Here is a 23,061-nt window from a genome sequence, read left to right as displayed (position 1 = left end):
TGCATGCTGCCGAAAGTAACGGTCGTGATTCCCTTCTATAATTGTCCGTACGTGGATCAGGCGGTTTCCAGCGTGCTGAACCAGACCTACACCAATATCGAACTGATTGTGGTGGATGACGGCTCTACTCTTCATAAGGAAAAACTGGAGCCATACATGGACCGGCTGATCTATATCGGAAAGGAAAACGGGGGAGCCGCATCTGCGCTGAATCTCGGCTTCCGGAGCGCCACTGGCGATTATACAGCGTGGCTCAGCTCGGATGATCTTTTTTATCCCGATAAGATGGAACGCCAAGTGCAGTTCATGCTGGAGCGGAATTCCTTATTCAGCCATACAGGCTTCGATCAGATCAATGAGTCTGGAGCCGTGACGCATGCGAATGTGGCTTACCGGTACCGGTATCCGCATGAATTTACACGCTCTTTTTTATCCATTTGCCCGGTCAATGGCTGCACGGTCATGATGCGCAGGGACTTATTTGATGCGGTCGGTTATTTCGACGAGACACTCCGCTACACACAGGATTATGAGTTCTGGATCCGGGTGCTTCTGGCGGGTTTTCCTCTGGATTTCTTTGATTATCCGCTGACCTTGTACCGTCTTCATGGCGGAATGGGGACCGTCCTGCATCAGCCTGCCATCTGGGAAGAGGTATTAAGCGTAAGAAGCCGGTACCGGAAGCTTCTTCTGCGCCTTTCCCGCAGCCAGAAGAGCCTTCTTGCCACGAGAAGGCGTCCGCTGCGCAAAGCTGGCGCCGGCGCAGCCAAACGCCGGAAAAGAAAGCTTGCTAAGCCTGCAAGCGCATCGGGCAAGTCAGGAAAAAGGAAAGGAAGGAGGTAGAAGATTATGCCGCCCCGGGTGAGCATCATTATCCCATTTTACAATTGTGCTTATGTAGATCAGGCCATCGTAAGTGCTTTGAGCCAGACTTATCCCGATATAGAAATTATTGTCGTTGACGATGGTTCCACCCGGCATCAGGAAAGAATAACGCCCTATATGCCGTGGATACATTATTTAGGTAAAGCGAACGGAGGGACAGCTTCCGCATTAAATCATGGAATCCGCCAAGCTACCGGCGACTATATCGCCTGGCTTAGTTCGGATGATCGTTTCTATCCCCATAAGTTAACGGCTCAAATAGCGGAATTAAGCTTAAAGAATGCACTTGTCGGTTTCACGAATTATGAAGTCGTCGATGAGCATGGCCGTGTCATGCACGCACCTAATTTTCCTACGGATGCCGGGAACACCCTGCACTTTACGACGTCTTCGAAGCTGTACACCTACATGCTCCAGTACAATCCCATTAACGGCTGCACGGTTGTGATGCATAAAGAGCTGTTCAGGCGCTATGGCTTATTCGACGAGACATTTAAGTACACGCAGGACCTGGAGATGTGGCTGCGCCTTGCGGCTGCCGGAGTACAGATGGAATTCCTGAACGAGAAGCTGACCCAGTACCGGTTCCATCCTGCGATGGGAAGCCGGAATCATCAGCAGGCCGCAGAGCAGGAGGTGGCTGTGCTGCGTGCCAGATACAACCCGGTGGTTGCAGCCCGCATCGCTTCTATGGAAACAGAGAAGTAGCCGGGCGCAAGCGGAAGTCCGATAGGAACAATCGGATTGTTAGGGTCCTTTTGCGGATTCAGAGGATGACTAGCGGTCTGGTGTATGCGGGCAGCCTCGTTTAAAGCAGTTGGAAAGAAGGTGAGTCATGAAGCTGCTATTTGTGTTCTATATCCCGAGCGGAGGGATGGAAACCCTGAACCGGCAGCGGATTATCGCGCTGGGAAAGATCGGGATAGCGTGCAGCCTGCTGTATTTGCACAAAGGGACGGGACTGCAGAATCTGGACGGCATTCCCGTATACGTGACCGGGGACGAGAAAGAGATCCGGGAACTTGTCGCACGTGAACAGTTTGACGCCGTTATTATTTCTACGGTGGCGGAGCTGATTCTTCCTTTGCGTATGGGCGGCTATAAAGGAAAAATTATCTATGAGGCACAGGGGCTCGGAAGCGTAGAAGAGGCGGAATTTATTCTGAAACGGATTGCTCCGCTGCTCGTTCTTCACGCCGACGGTGTCCTGTACCCCCGTACCCCGCATCTGATTCAAATTTTCGACACACATTACGCCCGTATGAGAAGGTTCAGTTTTCATAACTGCATAGATTCGGATCGTTTCCGTTTTCAAGGGGATACAGTGGCCCCTGTCCCTATTATCGGATGGGTGGGGAGACTCGAACGGAATAAAAACTGGCGAAGCCTGCTGGAGATCGGCCGTTTGTTCAAGACCCGCGGGCGGCCGTTTGAAATCCGTATGTATGTAGATAATACGCTCGGCCCCGAGGAAGAAGATTTCCGCAGGATGGTAAGGGATTACCAGCTGGGCTCGAGTTTGACCGTCATGCCCAATATCCCGCACAAAGAGATGGCCAGGCAGTACTCCATCATCGGCGATTCCGGCGGTGTTCTGCTGTCGACCTCGCGTGTAGAGGGATTCGGATACGCGGTCCTGGAGGCTATGTGCTGCCGGTGTCCCGTAGTCAGCACCGATTCGGACGGAGTCAGAAGTTTCATCGCAGACCGCGTGACGGGAAGATTCTATCCCCACGACGATCATGAAGAGGCGTACAGGCAAATCTCGGAGCTGATGGAGAACGTGCCGCTGCGGGAAGAAATACGCTACCGGGCAAGCCGGCATGCGGCGCAGCAGTTCTCTCCCGGCCTGTATGCCGAGCAATTCACTCATATGCTGGGTGAGCTGGGTATCCCAGTGATGGAGAAGCGCACTTAAAACGCTTGGCGGTTATCGCCAAGCGTTTTGTCATGGAATCGGAATCTGGGGCCGGGTGTCGGCTGACTATTTCAGCAGCAGCTCTTTCAGCCTGGCGGACAGGAAAAGCTCCGTCGAAGGCATGCCCGCCCGAGGGTCGAAACGATAGGCAAGATCACTCCGGCTGCTGTTGTAGGAAACGGATAGAGTTCCCGCCGGAGCTGCGCGCAGGGCGTTCGTTAAAATTTGAAGATCCATATATTCAAAATCTTTTTCCCTGTAAGCAACAGAAGCGAATGGAGTCGTAAGCTCTTCCAGGCAGGCACAAACGGCTTTAACGGGTGCGGCCCCGGGAAACGAACGGAAGCTCAGCAGAGGATCTTTAATATCACGCAGAAGGTCGGGGGCGCACTGAGCGGAGGTCACGTCAACAACAACCACCTGAAAGTTGCTGTAGTATTGGTCCAGCAGCTGGTCGAGCCGCTCCGGAAGCTTCTCGGAAGCTTCTGTCACCGGTAAGTAAATGGTTGTTTCCAGAGGGATATTCTTTCTTCTTCTGGCCTGCATCTTGGTCAGACGGAAAGCATGGCGCCAGCGCCTGTGCTGCTCGATGGAACCTTTGAGACGGGCCGAAATGCTGAAATCCGAGTCCACCCGGTACTCGACAAGTTCTACGGGGATATACCGCAGATCGCATAAGTCTGATAGCCTCAGCCAATATTCATAATCTTCTACGGGTTCCATATGATAACCGTTTATCTTCCTGGCGTAAGAGGATTTGTACATGAAGGATACCCCGACAATACATACGTCCAGAAGCTCCTCCTTCGGCTTATCCTGGTACCGGCGGAATTCCTCCTGGAAGGCCTCGTCGCGAAGCGGACGTCCCTCTCCGTCTATTTCACGGAAACAGCTGTAGACCAGCCCGACTTCCTCTGGTGCAAGTACGAGTTCATGGCGGAGAAGTTCTATGAAATAAGGATGGGTGCGGTTATCGCTGGATACCCAGGTAATATACCGGATATCCGGATCTTCAAAAAGCGGCTCAAATCCCCGGTTCAGTGAAGCGGAAACCCCCATATTCCGGTCATTCTCGAGAATTTCGACTCGCTTGTCGTGAGCAGTCAGTTGCCGGATCTGCGGGCCCATTTGTTCCGATACGCCATCGATAACAATAATAAACCGGAAATCGGTATACGTCTGGTTAAGAATAGTTTCAATGGCTTCCTGTAAATAAGACGGTTTCTGCAAATATACCGGCATAACGATGCCGACATCTCTCATGGGCAATATCCCCTCTTTTCCGGCCGGTTAGTTGTAACGGCCCTATGTGCTGCCGATCTGTGAGTTGCATACTTCAGTTTATTCCATTCCATTTGACGGGTGTGGACACTGCATGAGAGATGCAACTAATTTCACAGTTGTCCATTTCGATAGCGGCCATTTCGTCGACTTTCGAAGTTGCGAAGGCAGGCAATATCCCGAATTTCGGACGTCCCCGGGGGTCGTCCAATCTTTTCTTACGGCTATGAATATACTGCCTGAGAGACCACTGGAATGGGGGTGAAAAGATGGCCTTTACGACAGGATTGATACTCAATACGAGGGATTTCGGAACAGCCGCCGCGAATGTAGCCGTTAATATCAGCAACGAAGACGCGGTAAATACAGCCCAGATTGTCGTTGAAATCTTTTATACGCTGAGTACGGGTGTTGCCAAGACCCCGCTTTATTTCCAGACGTACACGGTACCGCCGGGGTTTGCAGATATCCGTTTATTTTTTATTGCCGGTGTGCTGGCTTATGAAGTCCAGATAGCTGTTGTTGCCCCGCAGCCTAATCTGGTCGTTGCTTCCGTGTTCGGTTTGGATACTTTCAACAATCTCGTACCTGCTCAACGTGTACTGCAATCAGAACTGACCCCGATTCCGTCATTGGGAGGCTAGTTTCCGGACGATTGGCCCGTATGCCTGCGAATACGTACTTCCGGCTGCGGCAAGCTTACAAAAGAAACGTAACTCTAAAAGGCCGCTTCCTGAGGAAGGGCCTCTTTGTATGGCGAAATACAAGGTTCAAAGCGGATCGATGACCGTCAATTCATTATGGGTGAATGCTGCGATCAGAGCTCCTTCGTTCTTAGCGTACATCGTCATCGTCAGGGGGTATGGGGTTGTCAGATTCGTGTGAATGTAGAGCGTAAACGGCTGATTATGGTTGTACGCAGTCGGCAGTTGGGCAATGGAGCCGGGCTGCGGCGCAGGATCAAGATGGTACAGCCCCAGAACAAAACGGTTCTCGCCCTGATAGCCTTGAACAAGCACGTCAAAGTGCCGCTGGGCGATATTCTGGAAGATCAGATCAAAACACTGGATATAGCGTGAATCGCAGGATCCGTATTCATAGGCGTCAAAACGGTAAATAGACATGGTCACCTTCCTTCCGTTCAATCCGGCATAGTTCAGTATATGTAAATGTTCCGCAGGCGTATGGACACGTACACATTTTGAGCCTGGTGAGGCAAACGACCCGTGGAAAAGACGCATAGCCGCATATGCTGTAGGGATAAATGTATGCGGGTGACAAGACGCTGCTTAGGAGTCTCGCGCAGAAAAGAGGGGACAATTCTTGAAGATACTGCTCGCTACCTACTGGCGGCTTCCGCATTTGGGCGGGGTGTGGCCGCTTATGGTTAATATGAAGGAAAAGCTGGAGGCGCTGGGTCACGAAGTCGATGTATTCGGCAACAGTGAGGATGAAAGCGTGTTTCATATGCCGTTTAGTGGTCGTGTATTCCATAAAGATGCGGTGCGGCCGTTTCTGGAGAAGAAGATAACCCCTGAGCTGTATCCGGTTCTTCACTCCAGTTCCTGGCTCTCGCATTTTGAGTTGAACACACTTTGCATGGAGCTGGCGGCCGCTTATTTCGGACTGGATAAATATGACGTGATTCATACACAGGACGTCCTGGCTACCCGGTCTTTCAAGCGGATCAAACCGGCACGTACCGGACTCGTCGCCAGCCTGCACGGCTCTGTGGCCCACGAGATCAAGCTGCATCTGATGGAGAATAACGTAAATCTCGGGGAATCCGTTATCTGGCGGTTCCAGTCGGCGATTGAGCATCTCGGCGCCACAAGCAGCGATATTACAATCGCGTCCTCCCAGTGGCTGAAACAGCTGCTGACAACGGAGTATTCTGTGCCTCAGCATCAGGTAGAAGTGTTTCAGTACGGATACGATACGAGAGATTTTTATGCGCAAATGGGGTATTCGAGTTCTCCTGTCTATAAGCCTCCCGGCAAAAAAGCGATCATCTTCACAGGCCGCCTCATTCCCATTAAGGGAGTTTCCCTGCTCATCGAGGCTGCTGCACTGCTTCGGACGGTACGGGACGATTTCGTCTGCTGGATTGTGGGAGAGGGAGATATGGAAGCGGAGCTTAACAGGCAGTGTACGGAGCTGGGGCTGCTGGAGACCGTTCAGTTCCTGGGCAGGCGCAGCGACGTGCCGTATTTGCTTGCCCAATCCGATATATTCGTCCAGCCGAGCTATGTAGACAATCAGCCCTTATCGCTGATTGAAGCGCAGCTGGCAGGGAAGCCGTCCGTGGTCAGCGACGCCACAGGTGTGCCCGAAATGGTCGAACACGGCCGTACGGGACTTATCTTCCAATCGGGTAACAGCCAGCAGTTGTTCACGCATTTGTATACGCTGCTGGAGAACACGGCTATGCGGGAAGCGATGGGCAGGGAAGCGGGGCAGTGGGGAGCGGTCCACTGGTCCATGGATCTGATGGTTCAGAGGCTTCTCGATGTATACGGCAGAGCGGTTGCTAAAGCCGCCGCCCAGGCCTGAAATGCAATGGGTGCATGAGAAAGGAGAATGATTATGAGCGAGAAAGTCTATGTAATGGGTGATCTTTACAATTCGCTTTTTTCCGTACAGGTGTCCAATCCCGAATATCTTGTCGATTACAAGCTTTGGAACCAGATCAGAGCCGGGCTCCCTGACAGTTACCGGATGCCTGATCCCGTTATTCTGCACATTCTGAACAATCATCCCAACGGTTAGAACAGCCTGCAAAGAAAGGAAACAGGAAGTGTTTATGTGAAAGGAGGAAGAGCATGAGACTCGTCTTTCCCATCCTGACTTTGAATTTTGGCGGAGCCCAGCGAATGCTCGCAGAAATTACGAACGGATTAGCAGATCAGGGGTATGATGTCACGATCGTTATGCCTGCCCATGCAGAGGTGAAGTTTGATCTGCGGTCCAAGATCGTCCGGGGCCGTCACAGCATTACGCTGGATGCCGATGACATCCCCCCCGGAGATATAGTCATTTCCAATTTCTATACGACAGTGCCCGCATGCGTGGAAGCAAGCAGGAGAGACCGGAGCGTTCATGCCCGTTTCAGTCTCTGTTATGAACCTACCTTTTTGCCGGATGATCATATCACCTTTCCTACTTATCACTGCACACCGCATTTAATCGTGCTGTCCGGCTGGCAGCAGAAACTTATCGAGCTGAATCATGGAATCCGGGGACATATTGTACCCATTGGAATTGACCCGTTCATGCACAATCTGAATCTGCGCCATTCTACGCCTCCCACTGTGAAAATATCGGCTGTCGTCCGCAATTCGGAGGGTGGAATCGCCTGGCACCGGGATCAGGATTACCTGGTCAGCCAACTCGCTTTCGTCAAACACTATTATCCCGATACTGAAATTAATCTGATCTGCCCGCCGGATGAATTTCATACGGCACCGACTCTGCAGCGTCTGCGTGATACGGGCAGCTTTCAATTCTGTCTGCCGAATAAGGATGAAGAACTCCGTTACCTGTACAACAAAACGGATATCTACGTCAGTTCCTCCCTCTATGATTCGGGATCTCTGCCGGGTCTGGAGGCGATGAGATGCGGGGCGGCGCTTGTTACGACTTATTCGGGGGGCAATCTGGATTACGCGAGACATGAGCATAACTGTCTCCTGTCCTACCGCTATCAGAACCGCCTGGCGGCCGATATAATCCGGTTGATCCACGATAAGGAACTTCGCAGCCGTCTTGCCCTCCAAGGCGAATCGGATTCATATCAGTGGCCTTGGGCGCGAAGTGTAGAAGCATTCGCGCAGGCCATCCATACGATCTGGAACAGCCGCTGAGCCAGGAGCAAGAGGCCCCGGTATTCTCCTGTCAGAAGAGAATACCGGGGCCTCTTGATGAATCCGGACCGCCTGCGGGAGTGCTGCGCCCGGCAAGGCGGCTACTTGCCGAGGAAGGAAGTGTACGTGTCGAGAAGTCCCTCCTCGACACGGAAGCGGGGCGACCATCCGAGACTCTGCTTCGCTCTGGTATTATCCAGACAGCTGTGGCGGATATCGCCGGGACGCGGTGGTGTGAAATGAATGGGGACTTCCTGTCCCCGGAAGTCTCCAAGGAGCTCGGCGATTCGGCGTATGGTAGTGGGGCGGCCTGTGCTCACATGATAGACTCCGCTTCCCGGGGCTGAGGCGGCGGACAGATTGGCCTCGACTACGTCACGGACATAGATGAAGTCGCGCGTCTGCTCCCCGTCGCCGTGGATGCCAAGCGGCAGATTCTGGCGCAGGCGCTCCATAAATACGGCAACAACGCCTCCTTCACCCTTGGGCGTCTGCCTGGGGCCGTATACGTTGCCGTATCGGAGAATGGTATACGGCAGTCCGTACAGCCGGTTGAAAATCCGGATGTATCCTTCAGCCGCCAGCTTCGACTGGCCGTAATAGGAGAGGGGGGCGGCTGGCGCGTCTTCGGACAGCAACGGGCTGCTGCTGTCTCCATATACACCCGACGTAGAGGCGAATACGAATCGGCCCGCGCCATGCTTCCGGCAGGCTTCCAGCAGCCTTACCGTACCGGTTATGTTCACATCCGCGTCGAGTGCGGGATCGGCAATGGAACGCTGGACATCGGCCTGGGCCGCCAGATGAAATACGACCTCCGGACGCAGCTGTCCGATCAGCCCGGCCGCTTCCGGCTGCGTCAGGTCCGTTTGATGCAGGGTGGAGCCTGGGGGTACCCATTCCTTCTTGCCGCTCGACAGATTATCGAGAATATGGACTTCATGCCCGTCCCTGACAAGGGCTTCTGACAAGTGGGAGCCGATAAACCCCGCTCCGCCGGTCACTACCGTTCTCATACATGCACCTCGCATTTTAGTGTGTAGTCCTACTCATCGTATGAATTAAGCGAGGAGGAGGACCGGGCGGCAGCGGGTTCGCTAGCGGAGCGGCTCCGATTTTTCCGCCTTTTTTATATCCGCAAGGCGGCCCGCCCTTTCATCCGAGAAGTCCCGTCAATAAGATAAAGCATCAGGTTACTGGAGACGTGAGACAGGGCGGGCACTATCCGAAGATCGGGAAGAACTGCAAAAGGATGGGGGAGAGCGAATGAATATTTTGCTGGTGACCTACTGGCCCATTCCGCATGTCGGCGGGGTCTGGCCTTTTATGCTGCAGCTCAAAAGCAGGCTGGAGAATTGGGGCCACCGCGTGGATATTATGGGGAACGGTGCGGACGAACCTGTCTATTATTTATACGGGACAGATCGTAAAGTAGCTAAAGAGGATCTTCTTCATTTAATACAAGCGAAACTGAATCGTTATAATCTGCCTGTGCTTTACAGGGATGAGCTTGTACACAGGGTGGAAATCGACCGGTATTGCATGGAACTGGCCGCTGCCTCATTTGGTCTGGCACAGTATGATGTTATCCACGCGCAGGATGTTCTCGCCGCCATTGCGCTCAACCGGGTAAGGCCGGCAGCCACCGGTTTAGTTACAAGTATTCACGGATCTCTTGCGAGAGAAATCAAAATTTTACTGGACGAAGACGGCCGGCGTGATTCCGCGCTTGAGAGACCGCTTGCCCATTGCTACTACCGGGCGCTCGAGTACCATGGGGCGATGGCGGCGGATAAGGTGGTGACGTCTACTCACTGGCTGAAAAATGTGTTGACGCAAGAATACGGAGTCTCGCCGGAACATATTGAAGTCTCCCCTTACGGATTGGATTTGTACTCGTTCCACCAGAAACTTGCTGCCGGAACTTCCCTGCTTCATCCCCCGGACAAAAAGGTAATTGTCTGTCCGGCCCGTCTTGAATCGATAAAAGGGATTCATTTTTTAATTGAAGCGCTCGCTGCGCTGAAACAAAGGCGCAGCGACTGGGTGTGCTGGTTGATCGGGGACGGCGACAAACGCGATGAACTGGTTGCCCAGACCCGGGCGGCAGGGCTAGCGGAAGATATCTTATTCTTCGGGTACCGGGACGATGTGCCGGCCGTGCTTCAAATTTCGGATATTTTCGTACATCCGAGCGTCCAGGACAATCAGCCTTTTGCCGTGATGGAAGCGCAGGCGGCAGGCAAGCCGGCTGTCGTCTCAAGTGCCGGCGGTCTTCCGGAGATGGTGGTTCACGGCGAGACGGGTTTCGTGTCTGCAGTTGGTGACACCGGCACACTGGCCTGCCATCTGGAGCTTCTTCTGGAGGACGATGCGCTTCGTCTGAAGATGGGGGAGGCGGCCCGTCTTTCGGGCTGCGAGCGGTGGTCTTTGGACCGGATGACGGAGCACTTCATGAAGGCGTATTTAACCGCTGGCCGAAGTCGTGGCCGTTTTTAAAAAAGCTTTTGGATGGAAGCCGCACGACTGCATCGTGCGGCTTTTTGTGTGCGGGTTAAGGCTCGGTTGGAGAAATGAAAACGGCAGACGGGAAAGATCCCGTCTGCCGTTTGGGAAGATGATGTTACGGTGCGATAACGAATGCCCCGAAATGAACAGGTCCGCGAATCGAGGCGCTCCCAAGTCCGCGCAGAGAAACGGTCAGGAAGTAAGGCTGTGAACCGGCCGGAACAGAGGTAGCCGGCAGCGTATGCTGGAAGGAAACGGTCATGAGGTTATCTGTGATGGTTGTTAGTACGCCGGTTCCAATAAGGGCAGAATCGTCGACTTCGTAAATAACCGTTCCCGTTGGGCTGCCGACACGGATTCTTACTTGCAGGATCGGAAGCAGCGGAGTAAGGAGAAGAAGATCCGGTGCCCAGCCGATGGTTCCTTCGAACCTGAGCAGATTAGTCGTATCCGCAGGCGTTAAATTGATCGTTGCAATCCCAACCTCAGTTCCTCCCAGCAGAGGGTTCGTTAACGGAAAAGGTAGGGAGCCCCCGCCTATTAGAGCATCATTAGTCTGATAGTCCAAAACAGTCGCCATGTTTGTCATCCCCTTCAGGTAATTTGTTCTTACAGGATTAGTAAATTCATTTTTCTGATGTTTCGTCACGGACAAGTAACCGGAGGAAAACATACATTTACAGGTATTCATTCCTCATCCAGGACAAATCCTTCGAACACAATGGGGCCTTCGACCCGTGCTTTGCTTCCCGGGGAACGGACAGTCAGGTAATACAGGGCTATTTCGGCCGAGCCTCCTCTGTCTTCTCCTTCAATCTTGGCTGTGCCGGTACGAAAGCGTGAATCTTCACTGCTTTCCAGAACTTCTCCGGACGGGTGGTCCCGCCTTATCTTGATCTCCAATTCTCCGATATCAGAGAGGACCGTATTGCTCCAGGCGATGCTTGCTTTAAGGATAATCCGGCTGCCCGGCGTAATCTGATACAAATATAGGGGACATAAGTATATTTCATGCTCTCCTGCAAGGAGAGGCAGCGCATGAGTATGCGGAGCTATTTCCACCTTCTGGTAGTATTTATACATGTCTCTCACCTCCGTGTTTCCGGATGGATCAGTTCACACATCCTTATTAATAAAGTATGCCGGGATCGTTCGAGGGACTGGATGTACGCGTTTATTTTTGGCGGCAAGGACGGGGGTCCAAACTGAAGAACCGGTTCGAGCATTGTATACAACAGGATGTTAAAGGAGGGAGTTCGATGCGTTTAAAAGATTTAGCGGGTACTTATGACTCCGTGTTCAGCCTGGGACAGAATTGCCTGCCGGCCATTCAAATGGAGAAGCACGGATTACGTTCTTCCGCCGGCGTACTGGACTGGATGATTTCCGATTCTCTTACGGACGTAAACCGGCTGCTCAGCAGGCAGTTCGACGGATTTATGGCGCTTCACAATATGAGCGTCGTCGAGGCGGATACGATGCAACCTAATTATCAGGTACAAGATTCCGCTTATCAGGTAATATCCGTTCATGATTTTCCGGTTACGAGGAATTCGCCGCAGCAGCTCTACACCTATAGGGAGTTTAAAGAGAAGCTGGACCGCCGCATTAACCGGTTTTTGAAAAAACTAAAGGAAGATCAGCAGATTTTATTCATCCGTATGCACGGAACTTATGAGGAAACAGCGGAGCTGGAGCAGGTGCTGAGCGGACTTGTCACTCACGATTTCAAAATCCTGCTGGTTGAATATGAACAGGTGCAGGGGATCGTCGAATTAGACTGGCCGCTGCCCCGTACATGCGCCGTCCAGGTTCCTTACGCGGATATCTGGAATTTTAACAGCGACAAGTGGTGGGAAGCTCTCTTTACGGACATTCATGCACGATAAGCAGGCAAGAGAGGAGTGAGCGGATATGAAATTAAGCGGAATTCCGGGAACGTATGATGCGATTTTTAGTTTGGGTGAGAACTGTACGCCTTCGCTTCAATTGAGAAAACTCAATTTGCGGCCTTTCTCAGGTGTATTTGACTGGATGGTCTCGGAGCTGACAGATGTCAACAAAGTGCTTGAGAACAGATTCGCGGGTTTTATGCAGCTCCCTAATCTGAAAGCGATCGGGATGGATTATGCAGGGGGTAATTTTCTGGTTATGGATAAAAAATACCGGCTGATCGCAGGACACGATTTTCCGGAGAGGCACAATACGATTTTCAATCTGAGTTCATATCCGGAATACAGAGCTAAGCTCGACCGGCGGATATACCGGACTCTGCATTATATGATGCATGGCCGAAACCTGCTGTTTGTAAGGACGGATGCCTCGTTTGAGGAAGCGCAGGAACTGGAACGCGTACTGAACAAGTCGATTAGTTACGATTACCGGGTTCTCATTATTAATCATGTGAATTATGACGTCATTGAAGAATTGGATTGGCCGCTGGAGAAAATATGCGCCGTACAATGTTACAGTTTGAATCCCGCTTCATGGGAAACGCTGCTCCAAGATGTCAAGGTTCGTTAGTCCGGTGCGGTGCAGCCCGTTTTTATGTAATTCCCCGATAGCCCTCCCGCCGACTGTGCCAAAGCCATACTGTAATAACAGGAAGCAGGGACTCTGTAAGAGGACAGGGGGAATAGCGATGAAAAAACGGCGTAATGCCCTTCGGAAGCGGCGGTATGACTTTACAAGCAAGCGAGGCTATATCAATGATCCGTCTCCGAAAGTTTCGGTGATTATTCCCGTGTATAATGAACGGCGCAGACTTGCTGCCGTGATCCGGGAAGCTTACCGGGCCCATTCCAGCATAGAAGTGATTGTCGTGATCAACGGATCCACAGACGGTTCCAGGCGGCTGGCGGAAAAAATGGGTGCGCGTATTATTAGTTATGCCGATCCTCTGGGCCACGATGTCGGCAGAGCGGTCGGAGCGAGGGCGGCGCTTGGTGATATTGTGCTGTTTACGGACGGGGATATTGTAATTCCTGCCGGCAAGCTGGCTGCGTTTATACATGCGGTCGAAAGCGGGGTTGATGTGGCCATGAATACTTATATCGGTCCGTCGAAGCGTTCGGCTGTACACCGGGTTATTCTAGCCAAGCACGCATTAACCGCTTTTATGCAGCGGCCTGATTTGTCGGGCACCTCCCTGACGACCATTCCGCACGCCTTGAGCCGCAGGGCTCTGGATGCGATTGGAACGGAGGTGCTCGCTGTGCCTCCCAAAGCACTCGCCGCTGCCGTCCGCAGCGGACTCCTTGTGAAAGCTGTCGAGTATGTTGCCGTAGGAGCCAAGAATCCGCTGCGCCGCAAGGGAGCCGGACGGGACCCTGTCGGAGATCTTATTGTCGGGGATCATCTTGAAGCTCTTCATTACTGGCTGGAAGCAGCAGCGTTACCGGCCCGGCCGGTAGAACCGGCGGAGGAGGGAGAGAATGAAACGGCCTGCGAAACAAAGACGGAGCGTGAGCCCGAAGCAGCGGAGAGCTTCCAGCAGGAAATCACGACCGCTGAGAACCCCGGGGATTAGGCGGGAGGGTATTCAGAGGGGGCGGACGAGGCGGGTATCTACACCGGCTGAACGGGCCGCCTCCGGTTACCACCTGGGACGCCTGCTTGCTGGTGTATACCCCGTACAGCTGAGTGAGGTGCGGGGTGCTCGGCCTGATCCGGACGGATTGGCTGATGATAAGCTGGACATGAGTGTTCTATGGAGCCGCCATGCCAATACGCTCGGAATAACAACGCTGCAGGGAGAAGACTATGCGGCTGCGGCTGCTTCTTTTGCGCTCGGCTACTGTGAAGAGCGGGGGCTGCCTGATCAGAACTGGCTTCCGTTACCGACGCATCGAACAATAGCAGCCGTGGTGAAGCTGAGAGAGGAGGCGGGGGCGGCAGAGACCGCCGCACTTCTCCGGGAACTTAACCGTATCCCGCTGCATGAGCTGATTCTTGTCCCGGAAGATGGAACGCATCCTGTCCGTGAAGAAATTCGTGCACTCATTCCCCCTGGAGCCAAGTTATTGGAAGCGGCCGGGAATGAGGATGGAGGATTATTCAGGGGGATACAATCGGATCTTGTCCTGGTTCTCGAAACGGGCTGCGCCTCGAAGGCGGAAGATTTTGTCCCGTTCGTGCTGCTTACAAACAGCGGGATCGACATTGCGCTGTCGGACAGCTCATCGGATCTGCCGCTGTTTCATCTAAGAGAGGATAGAGAGATTGTAAAACAATTCGTGAACTACAGTCTGGGACGAGGAGATTTGCTGGCGGATAGTTTAACAGCTGTTCCTCATGCAATGTCGAAGCAGGCAATTGAAAGGATCGGCGATCATTTGTCTGATCCGGCCAAGGCGCATGCAGCAGCTCTGCTCGGAGGTCTTGCGGTGGCGTCTGTGGGTAACCGCGGCAAAAGGAAGCATGCAAGAGGGAGAAGACCTCTTTATGCCAGTGTGGACCGGAGTTCTGTCGGCTCGCATCTGGAGGGGCTTCGTCTGGCTATGGAGAAGAAAGGCAGCCGGATCTTGTATCCCGATAACTGGCGTAAACGCGAGTATGCGGAGAACGGGTGACTTTTGCGGCGGAAGGTTATGATTACGGAGCGCCGGCCAACGGTACACCTGCATCCGGCATCCTGCATATGTTGAAGGATGGGGCCGGGAAATTGAAACATTAAAGATTAAAGGCTGCTCATAGGGGGCGTATTATGGAACAGGAAAAAAGCGCAATCCTTCGGCATATGGCGCGCTCCCATTTGGAGCTGTCCAGGATTCTGCATTATAAAAGTGAAGTATGCGCACATATGTCGGGTTTAATCGGCCAGATTCCGGATCAACATCCGACTTTTGAGGGGATCGAATCTCTGCTTAGCCAATCCGCGGGAGTAACGAAAAGCGTGACGAATTATTTGGCCTCGCTGGCGGAGCTGGAAGAGGCACTCGCTACCAATCTGCAATTGGCCGTCAAAGAATTGAGTGAAGAAGACGAAAACGAATAAGAGGGGCGGGGAAAACGGATGAGCAGAGAAGGTTCTTATATCCAAATCCTCCAGTCCGCTGCGCAGATGCAGGTGAGCATCGCATCCATCCTGGAATCCAAGGCGGCTGAAGCGGAGAAATCCCGTGCCTGGATTACGCATCATTTGAATGCCGCTCATTTTGCTTCCCATACCGAGCAGGTCCAGCAGCCGCTGGAAATACACGAAGGTCTGCTGGAGCTGATCGATGCCATGACCAAAATGGAGCTGGCGCTTGGCAGACACTTACAGATACTTGTGGGTGAAACGGACAATGAGAATGGCGGAGGTATGGGCCATTTTCAAGGATTTGATGGAGGCGCAATGGGATGACAGCATGGAGGGAATGCCCCGCCTGGAAACTGGATATGCTTCAATCGCTCGCCCGAAGCCAGCGGGCTTTGAGTCGTCTGCTTGAAAGTGCCGCAGTGGCTGTTCCTGCGCTGCAGCGTCATGATGCGGGAAGCGACAGCGTACGGGCGAATTTCCAATCGGAGCAGAAGCGTAAATTTGTGAAAACTTCACAGAAACGGGATCATGCCGCTGGGCCGGAGAACTCCCATCGAGTGAAGCATTCGATGAGCGCAAGCGGCGGCAGGCGGCAGGAACGGCAGGAGCGGAATGCAGCAAGCGGCGAAGCGGCCGCCAGTAAAACGGGAAACGTACGTGAAACACAAGTTAACGCAGCCAAGAGGGGCAGCCGGGCAGGGACAGATGCGGGGAAAAACCGCATGGCTGCCGGCATTAGCGCTGCAGAGTGTCAGAACCCCGTAGAAAGAAACGCAAGCGGCGGCAGGCAGCAGCAAGCAGCCCCGCGCGCAAAAGGCGAAGAAGCAGTGCTTCCGCCGGAAGCACTGCTTCTTCGCCTTGCGGCGTACCACTACGTGCTGCTGCGCAAAATCGACCTGCTGCTGCCTCCGCGCCGCCATACCTCGCAGACGCCGGCAGCGCCGTGGCTGCAAGGAGGCGTCTGCGCAGGCAGCAGCGGGAAACGCCGGCGGCGGGCTTAGCCAAAGCCCCCGCCGATGCTTGTGCGGCTAGGCAAGTCCGCGCCCGCCGTCTTTCAGCCATGCCAGGTCAGCATGGCTGAAGTGTGCGCCTATGCCCGCTCAGGTCACGCGGGCACAGAGGCGTCCGCAGGCTCAGCCCCAGCGGACAAGCAATCCGCCGTGCACGAGGCCGCCGCCGAACCCGTAGAGCATGAGCAGGTCGCCGGGCTTGATTTTGCCCTCCCGCACACCCATATGAATAGACAGCGGAATTGTTGCGGCAGAAGTATTGCCGTAATATTCAAGACTGTAGAGCGTCCGGTCCATTGGAATACCGGCACGCTCACATAAAGATTCGATAATACGCAGGTTGGCGCTGTGAGGGATAAACCAGTCGATTTCGGAGGAATCCACACCGCTGGACTCCAGAAGGGCATGGACCCCTTTGGGAACGGTTCCGACTGCGAATTTATACACTTCTCGTCCATTCTGGACAAGCTTGCCCGCTCCGGCGAGCAGTTTATCTTCTAAAGTATCCGACAGTCCCGCGCGATACAGGTGAATACCGCCTTTGCCGTCCGATCCGAGATGATGCCCGATAAACGCGCCCGCATCTTCGGCTGCGACCCTTTCTACCAGGGCGGCACCCGCGCCGTCACCAAGCAGAATGCACGTAGTCCGGTCCGTGTAGTCGGTAATCGCCGACATGTGGTCAGCTCCGAGCACAAGAATTTTGCGGTGGAGACCGGCGGTGACGAAAGCGTTGGCGGTATGCAGCGCATACACGAACCCGGCGCAGGTTGCATTGAGGTCAAGCGCTCCGGTCGAAGGGATGCCGAAGTGCGCCTGGACGAGACAGGAGACGGTCGGGAAAGGAAGATCCGGTGTGTTCGTCGCCGTGAGAATCAGGTCCACATCGTCTACGGACACCCCGTATTCCGTCATCATGTTCTGAACAGCGGAGATACACATATGGCTGGTGAATTCCCCTGGAGCGGCAATACGCCGCTCCCGCATGCCGGTACGCTGTACGATCCATTCATCATTCGTATCCACCATTTTTTCCAGATCGTGATTTGTCAGTCTTTTATCAGGGACATAGCTGCCGATAGCTGAGATGCGGGCCTTCGATTCCATAGTAATCACCTCGACGATTTTTTGGTATCAAGTATTAGTATCTGGTACTAATTTTATAGTTTAAACTTACACCATCCGTACATCTTTGTCAAAGAGCAATGATCTATAACATGAATAGACATGTTCTAAAGCATCTTTCAATACACGTTTATTTATACAATGTCCATTTACAAAAATCATTAAATAAAGTAGTATACATATTGTTGATAATTTTACAAAAAAATACTTATTGAGGTGTTTTATGAAAAAAATTCTATCATCGGTTTTATTGACACTGTTTTTGTGTTTCTCAGTAGTCGTTAACGTATTTGCGGCCGACTCCAATGATTTACAATCTTCTCGTAGCAAAGAAAGGAATTTACAAGAATCAGTAATTTCAGGTAATGACCCTAATGTATCTACTGAAAGATTAATTAAGAAACTAGATTCTTTACCGAAAGAGCCATTCTTTTTAGAGGCGAAAAAATACTTGGAAGACAGTAAAGTAAAATCAGTGATCCAGGATGTTTATGTATTATCTAAGACAACTCAAATAGTTGTATATAACAATACAAATAACAATACAATGAGCCTAGATGAATTTATAGATAATTTCAAAACACAGACAAATGCAACAACAGCAGGAATGAATGGCGTTGTAATTACGAACGAAATGTATAGTAATGTAAATAACTCTATAATTCAACACAAAGTTACATATGATGGATATATAGGGAAGCAAGCTGATTATTTAAATATAAAAAATACACTAGAAGCTAGTACGTCACGATTTGGATCATTTTCTACATTAGCTACGAATTATCAAAACATACGTTATAAACAATCCACGACAACTACAATAACAGCAAGTACGTACTTTTGGAGAGGCTATTATAGTGCTATAATTTATGAAGGTAGTAGTTCAGTTGGTTTCAAAACAGGATATACAAGTACGATCCTATATAATCGTGGCGCTGTACCCTATTTTAGTTATACCGACGCACACTCAGGCATACGACTAACTGAGCCGAATTTCAGTAATATGAATGCCGTACCCACACACCTTAGAGTAGACTGGACGAATAACGACAGAAGAGATTATATCGCTTGGTACGTTACCAATTATGGAAAACCGGCTTTTAATTGGGAAGACTATGATATTCATCATATCATTCCTAGGGAATATGGCGGTACAAACAGCCCTTATAATTTAATTCCTTTGCCCCGACAATATCATCAACTGTTTCACACTTCCTTTTGGAGACTATATTAATAGCAAGGGAGGCTTGTTATTATGGCATCAGTAGATAAAACTATAACTGGCCTAAAAGAATTATATAAGGATACGCACAGATTAATCCAATCAAGTGACGGGTATTTATATAATACAAAATGCGTGTTTAACGAACCAGCAACTATTCAACAAATTACTTCGCTTTGTAATGAGAAAAAGTGGACTCTTCCTGAGGACTATAAACAATTTTTATTGATTACAAACGGAGCTAAGATATTTTATGATGAGTACTATGGAATGTCTTGGGAGTTTTTTAATATAAACGATTTATTAACCCTGCCATACTTGCAGTTTCCTGATCACTTGGTTCCGATCGCTTTTCATATTGGCGATTTCTTAGTAATTGACACCAATAAGGTAGACGAAGGAAACTACTTATCCTTTCAAGACCATGAGGAATCATTGTCCAGCCCTTCTGTACTTTTTAATTATGGATTTGACGTTTGGTTAGATAGATTAGTTGTCTGTCAGGGGACTAAATTCTGGGAATGGAAATAAGAAGAGTTAAAACGAAGACGGATTAGTTAAAGTTAAAACCCTCTTAGCATCCATTTGGATGTTAAGAGGGTTTTGCTGTTCATTCTCCTGGAGAAAAGAAATGGATTTGGATTTGGATTTGTTTTACGGTGCGGATTAAGAGAAACTCGTTAGGAATAAAATCCGGCTTCTCTTAGTATCGCGCCAAATTAACCGAGCTCTTTAACCCTACACCCGTCTCCGGGCAACCGCCCGATCCAGCCGCTGCATGGCTTCCTCCAGAGTCTGACGGGTACAGCCTACGTTCATTCGCATGAATCCTTCCCCGTCTTGCCCGAATGAATTTCCTGCGTTCAAGGCAAGTTTAGCTTCATCCAGCAGAAAACGGGCCAGCTCTTCGCCGCTGAGACCGAGCTGCCGGAAATCAATCCACAACAGATAAGTGGCCTCCGGCTGGTTGACTTTAAGTTCCGGGATGTTCTGCTGAATATACTGCCGGACGTACTTCATATTTTCCTGAATGTATTCGAGCAAAGCGTCAAGCCATTCCCCGCCTTCTCTGTAAGCCGCTTCGGTTGCTGCGAGTCCGGTCGGCGTGATGGATCCGAGCGAGTAGCGCTGCAGCGCTTTGCGGAAAGCCGAGCGGAGTTTGGGGTTAGGGATGATCATGTTGGCTGTGTTCAGTCCGGCCATATTGAACGTCTTGCTCGGCGCAGTACAAATCACGGAGCATTGCTCCGCTTCTTTGGAGACGGCCGCAAAAGGTGTATGGGCTCCGGCTTCGAACACGAGGTCCGCATGAATTTCGTCGGAGACGACAATGACGCCTCGGCTCGTGCAAATCTCTGCCAGCCGCTCCAGCTCGGACCGGGTCCAGACCCGGCCCACCGGATTGTGCGGGCTGCACAGGATCAGCATTTTGACCGGATGCGCGTCAAGATCCTGCTCCAGCCGGTCAAAATCCATGGTGTAGTCCCCTTCAGCCGATAGATGAAGAGGGTTCAGTACGAGCTGCCGCCCGTGGTTCTTGACCACCTGGTAGAAAGGCGGGTATACCGGCGTCTGGATCATAACGGCATCGCCCGGCTTGGTGTAACACTCCACCATCAAGCTCAGTGCGGGCACAACGCCCGGACAGAACTGAATCCAGTCCTGCCGGATGTCCCAGTTATGCCGTGTTCTCATCCAGCCTGCAATAGCTTCCAGGTAGGAGTCTGTAATGTAACTATAGCCGAGTACGCCATGCTCGGCGCGTTCCTGCAAAGCGCGGATCACGGCAGGCGGCGCGGCGAAATCCATGTCGGCTACCCACAGCGGCAGAATATCGGATGAGCCGTACACAACGTCGGTACGATCCCATTTTAGCGAAGCGGAATTAAGTCGGTTAATTGGAATGTGGAAGTTCATAGCAGTTTCCTCCTGAATGATGTGTAGAGCGTCTATAGGCCTTGAAAATGCATGGATATGTAAAGTGGTGCTTGAAGAACGGGCCCGGTGAAGCCGAGGGTTCTCATCTCCTTATAGTAGTGGCAGAACGCTTGCTAATCAAGCAGGGAGGAATCGGATGTGCAGGAGTGCCCGGGGAGAGCGGAGAAAACAGAAGTAGGACCGCATTTGTATCAACATGGCCGCAAAATGAACCTTCCTGCAAGATGTTTGCAGTTTTTCACGGTATGAACTGCCTGATCCGTATCCCTGTGGGAACCGTCCGCTGCCAGAGCAAGGAGCTGTACGTTCTACGTTGCAATAAATTGTATCGAAGTTAAAATGCGGATATAAGAGGGTTAAAAGGGAGATTCTATAGCTTGCCAATCTTAATGAGGGTGGGATATGATTGTTTTTTGCAACATATCTTAAACACTAAGAATACATGGTATGCGTATTGCACGGGTATGTGAGGTTATTCTGGTGCTGAATCGACAAGGAGTCTGTTTCTATGAGGTTATTCTTATCCACAATACAATGGCTGGTTTTCATCCTGGCAGGTAGCCTTGTTGCACCCCTCGCTGTAGGGAACGCGCTGGGCCTTCCACCGGAGGAGATCGCCTCTTTCATGCAGCGCACCTTCTTGTTAATCGGGGTCTCGGCTCTGTTACAAACCTTATTCGGGCACAAGCTGCCCATGATGGAAGGCCCGGCCGGTTTATGGTGGGGTGTTTTTGTTGTTTATGCCGGTTTGATTGCTTCCGGCTCGCTCGCTCTGTCCGACGGTCTTCGTCAACTGGAGATGGGCATGCTTATTACGGGCGGACTGTTCCTGCTGCTTGGCGCCATGGGCTGGATCGGCAAGATCCGCAAACTGTTTACGCCGCTTGTGACCGGTACGTATCTGATCATTCTCGTCGCGCAGCTCAGCGGTTCCTTTATGAAAGGGCTGTTCGGGATCGGATATTTGACCGACGAGGTAGATGTGCGGGTGGCGCTTCCCGCCTTCGGGGTGCTTCTGATCGCCATGCTGCTGCCTAGAAGCCGATTCGGGTTTCTGCGCAACTATTCCGTGCTGATTTCACTCCTAGCGGGCTGGCTGCTCTTTATCGCTCTCGGGATCGCGCCGGAGGTTCTTCCGGCTCCTTCGGCATTTGATATCCCGGGGATCTTCGAGTGGGGGCTGCCGCAGTGGGATGCGGGTGTTCTTCCGACCTCGATTCTTATCGGTCTGCTGCTGCTGGCGAATCTGATTGCAAGTATTGCCGTCGTTGAAAAAGTTGTAGCTAAGAGCCAGCCGGACATGCCGCCTGTCGACTACAACCGCACCAGCCTGATAATGGGCGTATCGACCGCACTGGGCGGTGTATTCTCAGCCATGGGCTGTGTGCCGATATCCGGCACCGCCGGCTTCATGCTGACCACGGGGCTTGTGAAGCGGCTGCCGTTTATTCTGGCAGCCGCGGGTATCGCCCTGGTCAGTTTCTTTCCGCCGGTTACGGCGGTGCTGACTTCGCTGCCGATGCCGGTGGGCTACGCCGTTATCTTCATACCGTTCGCTTCCATGATCGGTCTGGCGCTTCGTGAGTATCAGTCGCTCCAAGGCGGCGACCGTGATTTCTTTATCATCGGCGTGTCGCTGATGATCGGGATCGGCAGCCTGTTCGTTCCGGCCCAGGCGATCGCTCACCTCCCGGGGTTGATCCGCACCATCGCCAACAACGGCTTGGTGCTCGGGATGCTGGTTTGTATCGTACTGGAGCAGCTGTTCATTTACCGGGAAAAAGCTGCTTTGCGCGGCAAGGATGGAACGAGCGGTTCCCGTTAATTTTGACCGGGTGCCATGGATTCGTTTCTGCGGCCGTTTCAGGCGGATATTCCCAACTTGCGCCCGGTTGGCCGCTGAGGAACGTGTTGGAACGTGTTACCGGGTTCGGAACGTATGTCTTTGCAGGTTAAGGCAGAGGCATCCAGCGTATCTAAGCTAGGCAGGAGCGGAGAACATTCGGGTCAATTGGAAATGGCACGAGAAAAAGCAGGGGAGAGATTCCCCTGCTTTCAGCCTGTAGACAAAGTTCCGCAAGGAGCAGGGTCTACGGGCTTTTTTATCGAATTAGTAAGTAAGACGGTGAGCCGAGGTGTAAAAATGCTGAGTAAGAGCAAAAACGAAGGTCGCTTTCAAGTTTCCGTTCATTCCTTGGACGAGTTAGTCCCTAAGCATCATTTAGTACGTAAAATCGAGAATGCCATCGACTTCTCTTTCATCTACGATCTGGTTCGAGACAAATATA

General features: G+C 51.9%; 25 protein-coding genes and 1 pseudogene. 19 read left to right on the top strand and 7 right to left on the bottom strand.

All coding sequences use genetic code 11. The features are described from left to right. Positions 1–3 precede the first annotated feature (3 nt). From EDM21_RS00130 to EDM21_RS00120, 3 genes are all read left to right on the top strand, one after another. The gene (locus EDM21_RS00130; protein WP_157331760.1) at positions 4–843 is read left to right on the top strand and encodes a glycosyltransferase; all 840 of its coding nucleotides are present in this window, start codon (positions 4–6) and stop codon (positions 841–843) included. A 6-nt stretch (positions 844–849) separates the two neighbouring features. Further along, positions 850–1,593, top strand: a complete 744-nt coding sequence (locus tag EDM21_RS00125; RefSeq protein ID WP_157331758.1) for a glycosyltransferase — start codon at positions 850–852, stop codon at positions 1,591–1,593. A gap of 127 nt (positions 1,594–1,720) precedes the next feature. Next, the gene (locus tag EDM21_RS00120) at positions 1,721–2,803 is read left to right on the top strand and encodes a glycosyltransferase family 4 protein (RefSeq protein ID WP_157331756.1); all 1,083 of its coding nucleotides are present in this window, start codon (positions 1,721–1,723) and stop codon (positions 2,801–2,803) included. Between the two features lie 66 nt (positions 2,804–2,869). On the opposite strand, the gene EDM21_RS00115 is transcribed toward EDM21_RS00120, so the two are convergent. Beyond that, the gene (locus EDM21_RS00115; RefSeq protein ID WP_157331754.1) at positions 2,870–4,066 is read right to left on the bottom strand and encodes a glycosyltransferase family A protein; all 1,197 of its coding nucleotides are present in this window, start codon (positions 4,064–4,066) and stop codon (positions 2,870–2,872) included. Between the two features lie 287 nt (positions 4,067–4,353). Between EDM21_RS00115 and EDM21_RS00110 the strand changes: the two genes are divergently transcribed. Beyond that, positions 4,354–4,728 (top strand): hypothetical protein, encoded by a 375-nt coding sequence (locus EDM21_RS00110; RefSeq protein WP_157331752.1) that lies wholly within the window; start codon positions 4,354–4,356, stop codon positions 4,726–4,728. A gap of 126 nt (positions 4,729–4,854) precedes the next feature. Here EDM21_RS00110 and EDM21_RS00105 read toward each other — a convergent pair whose 3' ends face one another. After that, the gene (locus EDM21_RS00105) at positions 4,855–5,208 is read right to left on the bottom strand and encodes a hypothetical protein (protein ID WP_157331750.1); all 354 of its coding nucleotides are present in this window, start codon (positions 5,206–5,208) and stop codon (positions 4,855–4,857) included. Between the two features lie 199 nt (positions 5,209–5,407). Here EDM21_RS00105 and EDM21_RS00100 point away from each other — a divergent pair, with 199 nt between their 5' ends. The 3 genes from EDM21_RS00100 to EDM21_RS00090 are packed head-to-tail and all read left to right on the top strand — an operon-like array spanning position 5,408 to position 7,947. After that, positions 5,408–6,637, top strand: coding sequence for a glycosyltransferase family 4 protein (locus tag EDM21_RS00100; protein WP_157331748.1), 1,230 nt, complete (start codon positions 5,408–5,410; stop codon positions 6,635–6,637). Positions 6,638–6,670: 33 nt separating this feature from the next. Continuing rightward, a complete protein-coding gene (locus tag EDM21_RS00095) occupies positions 6,671–6,853 on the top strand; it encodes a hypothetical protein (RefSeq protein WP_068774004.1) in 183 nt (60 codons plus the stop codon). A 53-nt stretch (positions 6,854–6,906) separates the two neighbouring features. Next, on the top strand, positions 6,907–7,947 hold the full coding sequence (locus EDM21_RS00090) for a glycosyltransferase family 4 protein (protein ID WP_157331747.1): 1,041 nt from the start codon (positions 6,907–6,909) through the stop codon (positions 7,945–7,947). Positions 7,948–8,048: 101 nt separating this feature from the next. Here the strand turns inward: EDM21_RS00090 and EDM21_RS00085 are convergent, their stop codons facing one another. Then, the gene (locus tag EDM21_RS00085; RefSeq protein WP_157331744.1) at positions 8,049–8,963 is read right to left on the bottom strand and encodes an NAD-dependent epimerase/dehydratase family protein; all 915 of its coding nucleotides are present in this window, start codon (positions 8,961–8,963) and stop codon (positions 8,049–8,051) included. A gap of 250 nt (positions 8,964–9,213) precedes the next feature. Between EDM21_RS00085 and EDM21_RS00080 the strand changes: the two genes are divergently transcribed. Continuing rightward, positions 9,214–10,446, top strand: coding sequence for a glycosyltransferase family 4 protein (locus EDM21_RS00080; protein ID WP_157331742.1), 1,233 nt, complete (start codon positions 9,214–9,216; stop codon positions 10,444–10,446). 124 nt (positions 10,447–10,570) lie between these two features. On the opposite strand, the gene EDM21_RS00075 is transcribed toward EDM21_RS00080, so the two are convergent. Together EDM21_RS00075 and EDM21_RS00070 are read right to left on the bottom strand one after the other, a co-directional pair. Then, entirely contained in the window at positions 10,571–11,035 is a 465-nt protein-coding gene (locus EDM21_RS00075; RefSeq protein ID WP_157331740.1) for a hypothetical protein, read from the bottom strand. Between the two features lie 107 nt (positions 11,036–11,142). Then, a complete protein-coding gene (locus EDM21_RS00070; RefSeq protein ID WP_157331738.1) occupies positions 11,143–11,538 on the bottom strand; it encodes a hypothetical protein in 396 nt (131 codons plus the stop codon). A gap of 176 nt (positions 11,539–11,714) precedes the next feature. On the opposite strand from EDM21_RS00070, the gene EDM21_RS00065 reads away from it, so the two are divergent. The 7 genes from EDM21_RS00065 to EDM21_RS00035 all read left to right on the top strand — a co-directional run bounded on the left by EDM21_RS00065 (position 11,715) and on the right by EDM21_RS00035 (position 16,479). After that, positions 11,715–12,344 carry a DUF1796 family putative cysteine peptidase gene (locus tag EDM21_RS00065; RefSeq protein WP_157331736.1) on the top strand — a complete coding sequence of 210 codons (630 nt, stop codon included), beginning with the start codon at positions 11,715–11,717 and terminating at the stop codon, positions 12,342–12,344. Positions 12,345–12,369: 25 nt separating this feature from the next. Further along, positions 12,370–12,978, top strand: coding sequence for a DUF1796 family putative cysteine peptidase (locus EDM21_RS00060; RefSeq protein WP_157331734.1), 609 nt, complete (start codon positions 12,370–12,372; stop codon positions 12,976–12,978). Positions 12,979–13,096: 118 nt separating this feature from the next. Continuing rightward, positions 13,097–13,984: a glycosyltransferase family 2 protein gene (locus EDM21_RS00055; RefSeq protein ID WP_157331732.1), complete on the top strand. Its 888-nt coding sequence runs from the start codon at positions 13,097–13,099 to the stop codon at positions 13,982–13,984. Beyond that, positions 13,890–15,026 (top strand): hypothetical protein, encoded by a 1,137-nt coding sequence (locus tag EDM21_RS00050; RefSeq protein WP_157331730.1) that lies wholly within the window; start codon positions 13,890–13,892, stop codon positions 15,024–15,026. Before EDM21_RS00055 ends, EDM21_RS00050 begins: the two co-directional genes overlap by 95 nt. 134 nt (positions 15,027–15,160) lie before the next feature. Further along, a complete protein-coding gene (locus EDM21_RS00045) occupies positions 15,161–15,451 on the top strand; it encodes a hypothetical protein (protein WP_157331728.1) in 291 nt (96 codons plus the stop codon). An 18-nt stretch (positions 15,452–15,469) separates the two neighbouring features. Then, entirely contained in the window at positions 15,470–15,802 is a 333-nt protein-coding gene (locus tag EDM21_RS00040; protein WP_157331726.1) for a hypothetical protein, read from the top strand. After that, positions 15,799–16,479 (top strand): hypothetical protein, encoded by a 681-nt coding sequence (locus EDM21_RS00035; RefSeq protein WP_157331724.1) that lies wholly within the window; start codon positions 15,799–15,801, stop codon positions 16,477–16,479. Before EDM21_RS00040 ends, EDM21_RS00035 begins: the two co-directional genes overlap by 4 nt. A 132-nt stretch (positions 16,480–16,611) precedes the next feature. Here EDM21_RS00035 and EDM21_RS00030 read toward each other — a convergent pair whose 3' ends face one another. Continuing rightward, positions 16,612–17,595: a ketoacyl-ACP synthase III gene (locus EDM21_RS00030; protein ID WP_157331722.1), complete on the bottom strand. Its 984-nt coding sequence runs from the start codon at positions 17,593–17,595 to the stop codon at positions 16,612–16,614. A 241-nt stretch (positions 17,596–17,836) separates the two neighbouring features. Here EDM21_RS00030 and EDM21_RS00025 point away from each other — a divergent pair, with 241 nt between their 5' ends. Next, positions 17,837–18,847 carry an HNH endonuclease signature motif containing protein gene (locus EDM21_RS00025; protein WP_157331720.1) on the top strand — a complete coding sequence of 337 codons (1,011 nt, stop codon included), beginning with the start codon at positions 17,837–17,839 and terminating at the stop codon, positions 18,845–18,847. A 21-nt stretch (positions 18,848–18,868) separates the two neighbouring features. After that, positions 18,869–19,366: an SMI1/KNR4 family protein gene (locus tag EDM21_RS00020; protein WP_157331719.1), complete on the top strand. Its 498-nt coding sequence runs from the start codon at positions 18,869–18,871 to the stop codon at positions 19,364–19,366. Between the two features lie 207 nt (positions 19,367–19,573). On the opposite strand, the gene EDM21_RS00015 is transcribed toward EDM21_RS00020, so the two are convergent. Further along, the gene (locus EDM21_RS00015; RefSeq protein ID WP_157331717.1) at positions 19,574–20,752 is read right to left on the bottom strand and encodes a MalY/PatB family protein; all 1,179 of its coding nucleotides are present in this window, start codon (positions 20,750–20,752) and stop codon (positions 19,574–19,576) included. Positions 20,753–21,281: 529 nt separating this feature from the next. On the opposite strand from EDM21_RS00015, the gene EDM21_RS00010 reads away from it, so the two are divergent. Together EDM21_RS00010 and EDM21_RS24780 are read left to right on the top strand one after the other, a co-directional pair. Beyond that, positions 21,282–22,598 carry a purine/pyrimidine permease gene (locus EDM21_RS00010; protein ID WP_157331715.1) on the top strand — a complete coding sequence of 439 codons (1,317 nt, stop codon included), beginning with the start codon at positions 21,282–21,284 and terminating at the stop codon, positions 22,596–22,598. 192 nt (positions 22,599–22,790) lie between these two features. Beyond that, positions 22,791–23,061, top strand: a pseudogene (locus EDM21_RS24780) (hypothetical protein); the annotation flags it as partial.

Origin of the sequence: Paenibacillus lutrae, from assembly GCF_009757775.1 — a bacterium.
GTDB lineage: Bacteria > Bacillota > Bacilli > Paenibacillales > NBRC-103111 > Paenibacillus_F > Paenibacillus_F lutrae.
This window is presented reverse-complemented; position numbering and strand designations above follow the sequence as displayed.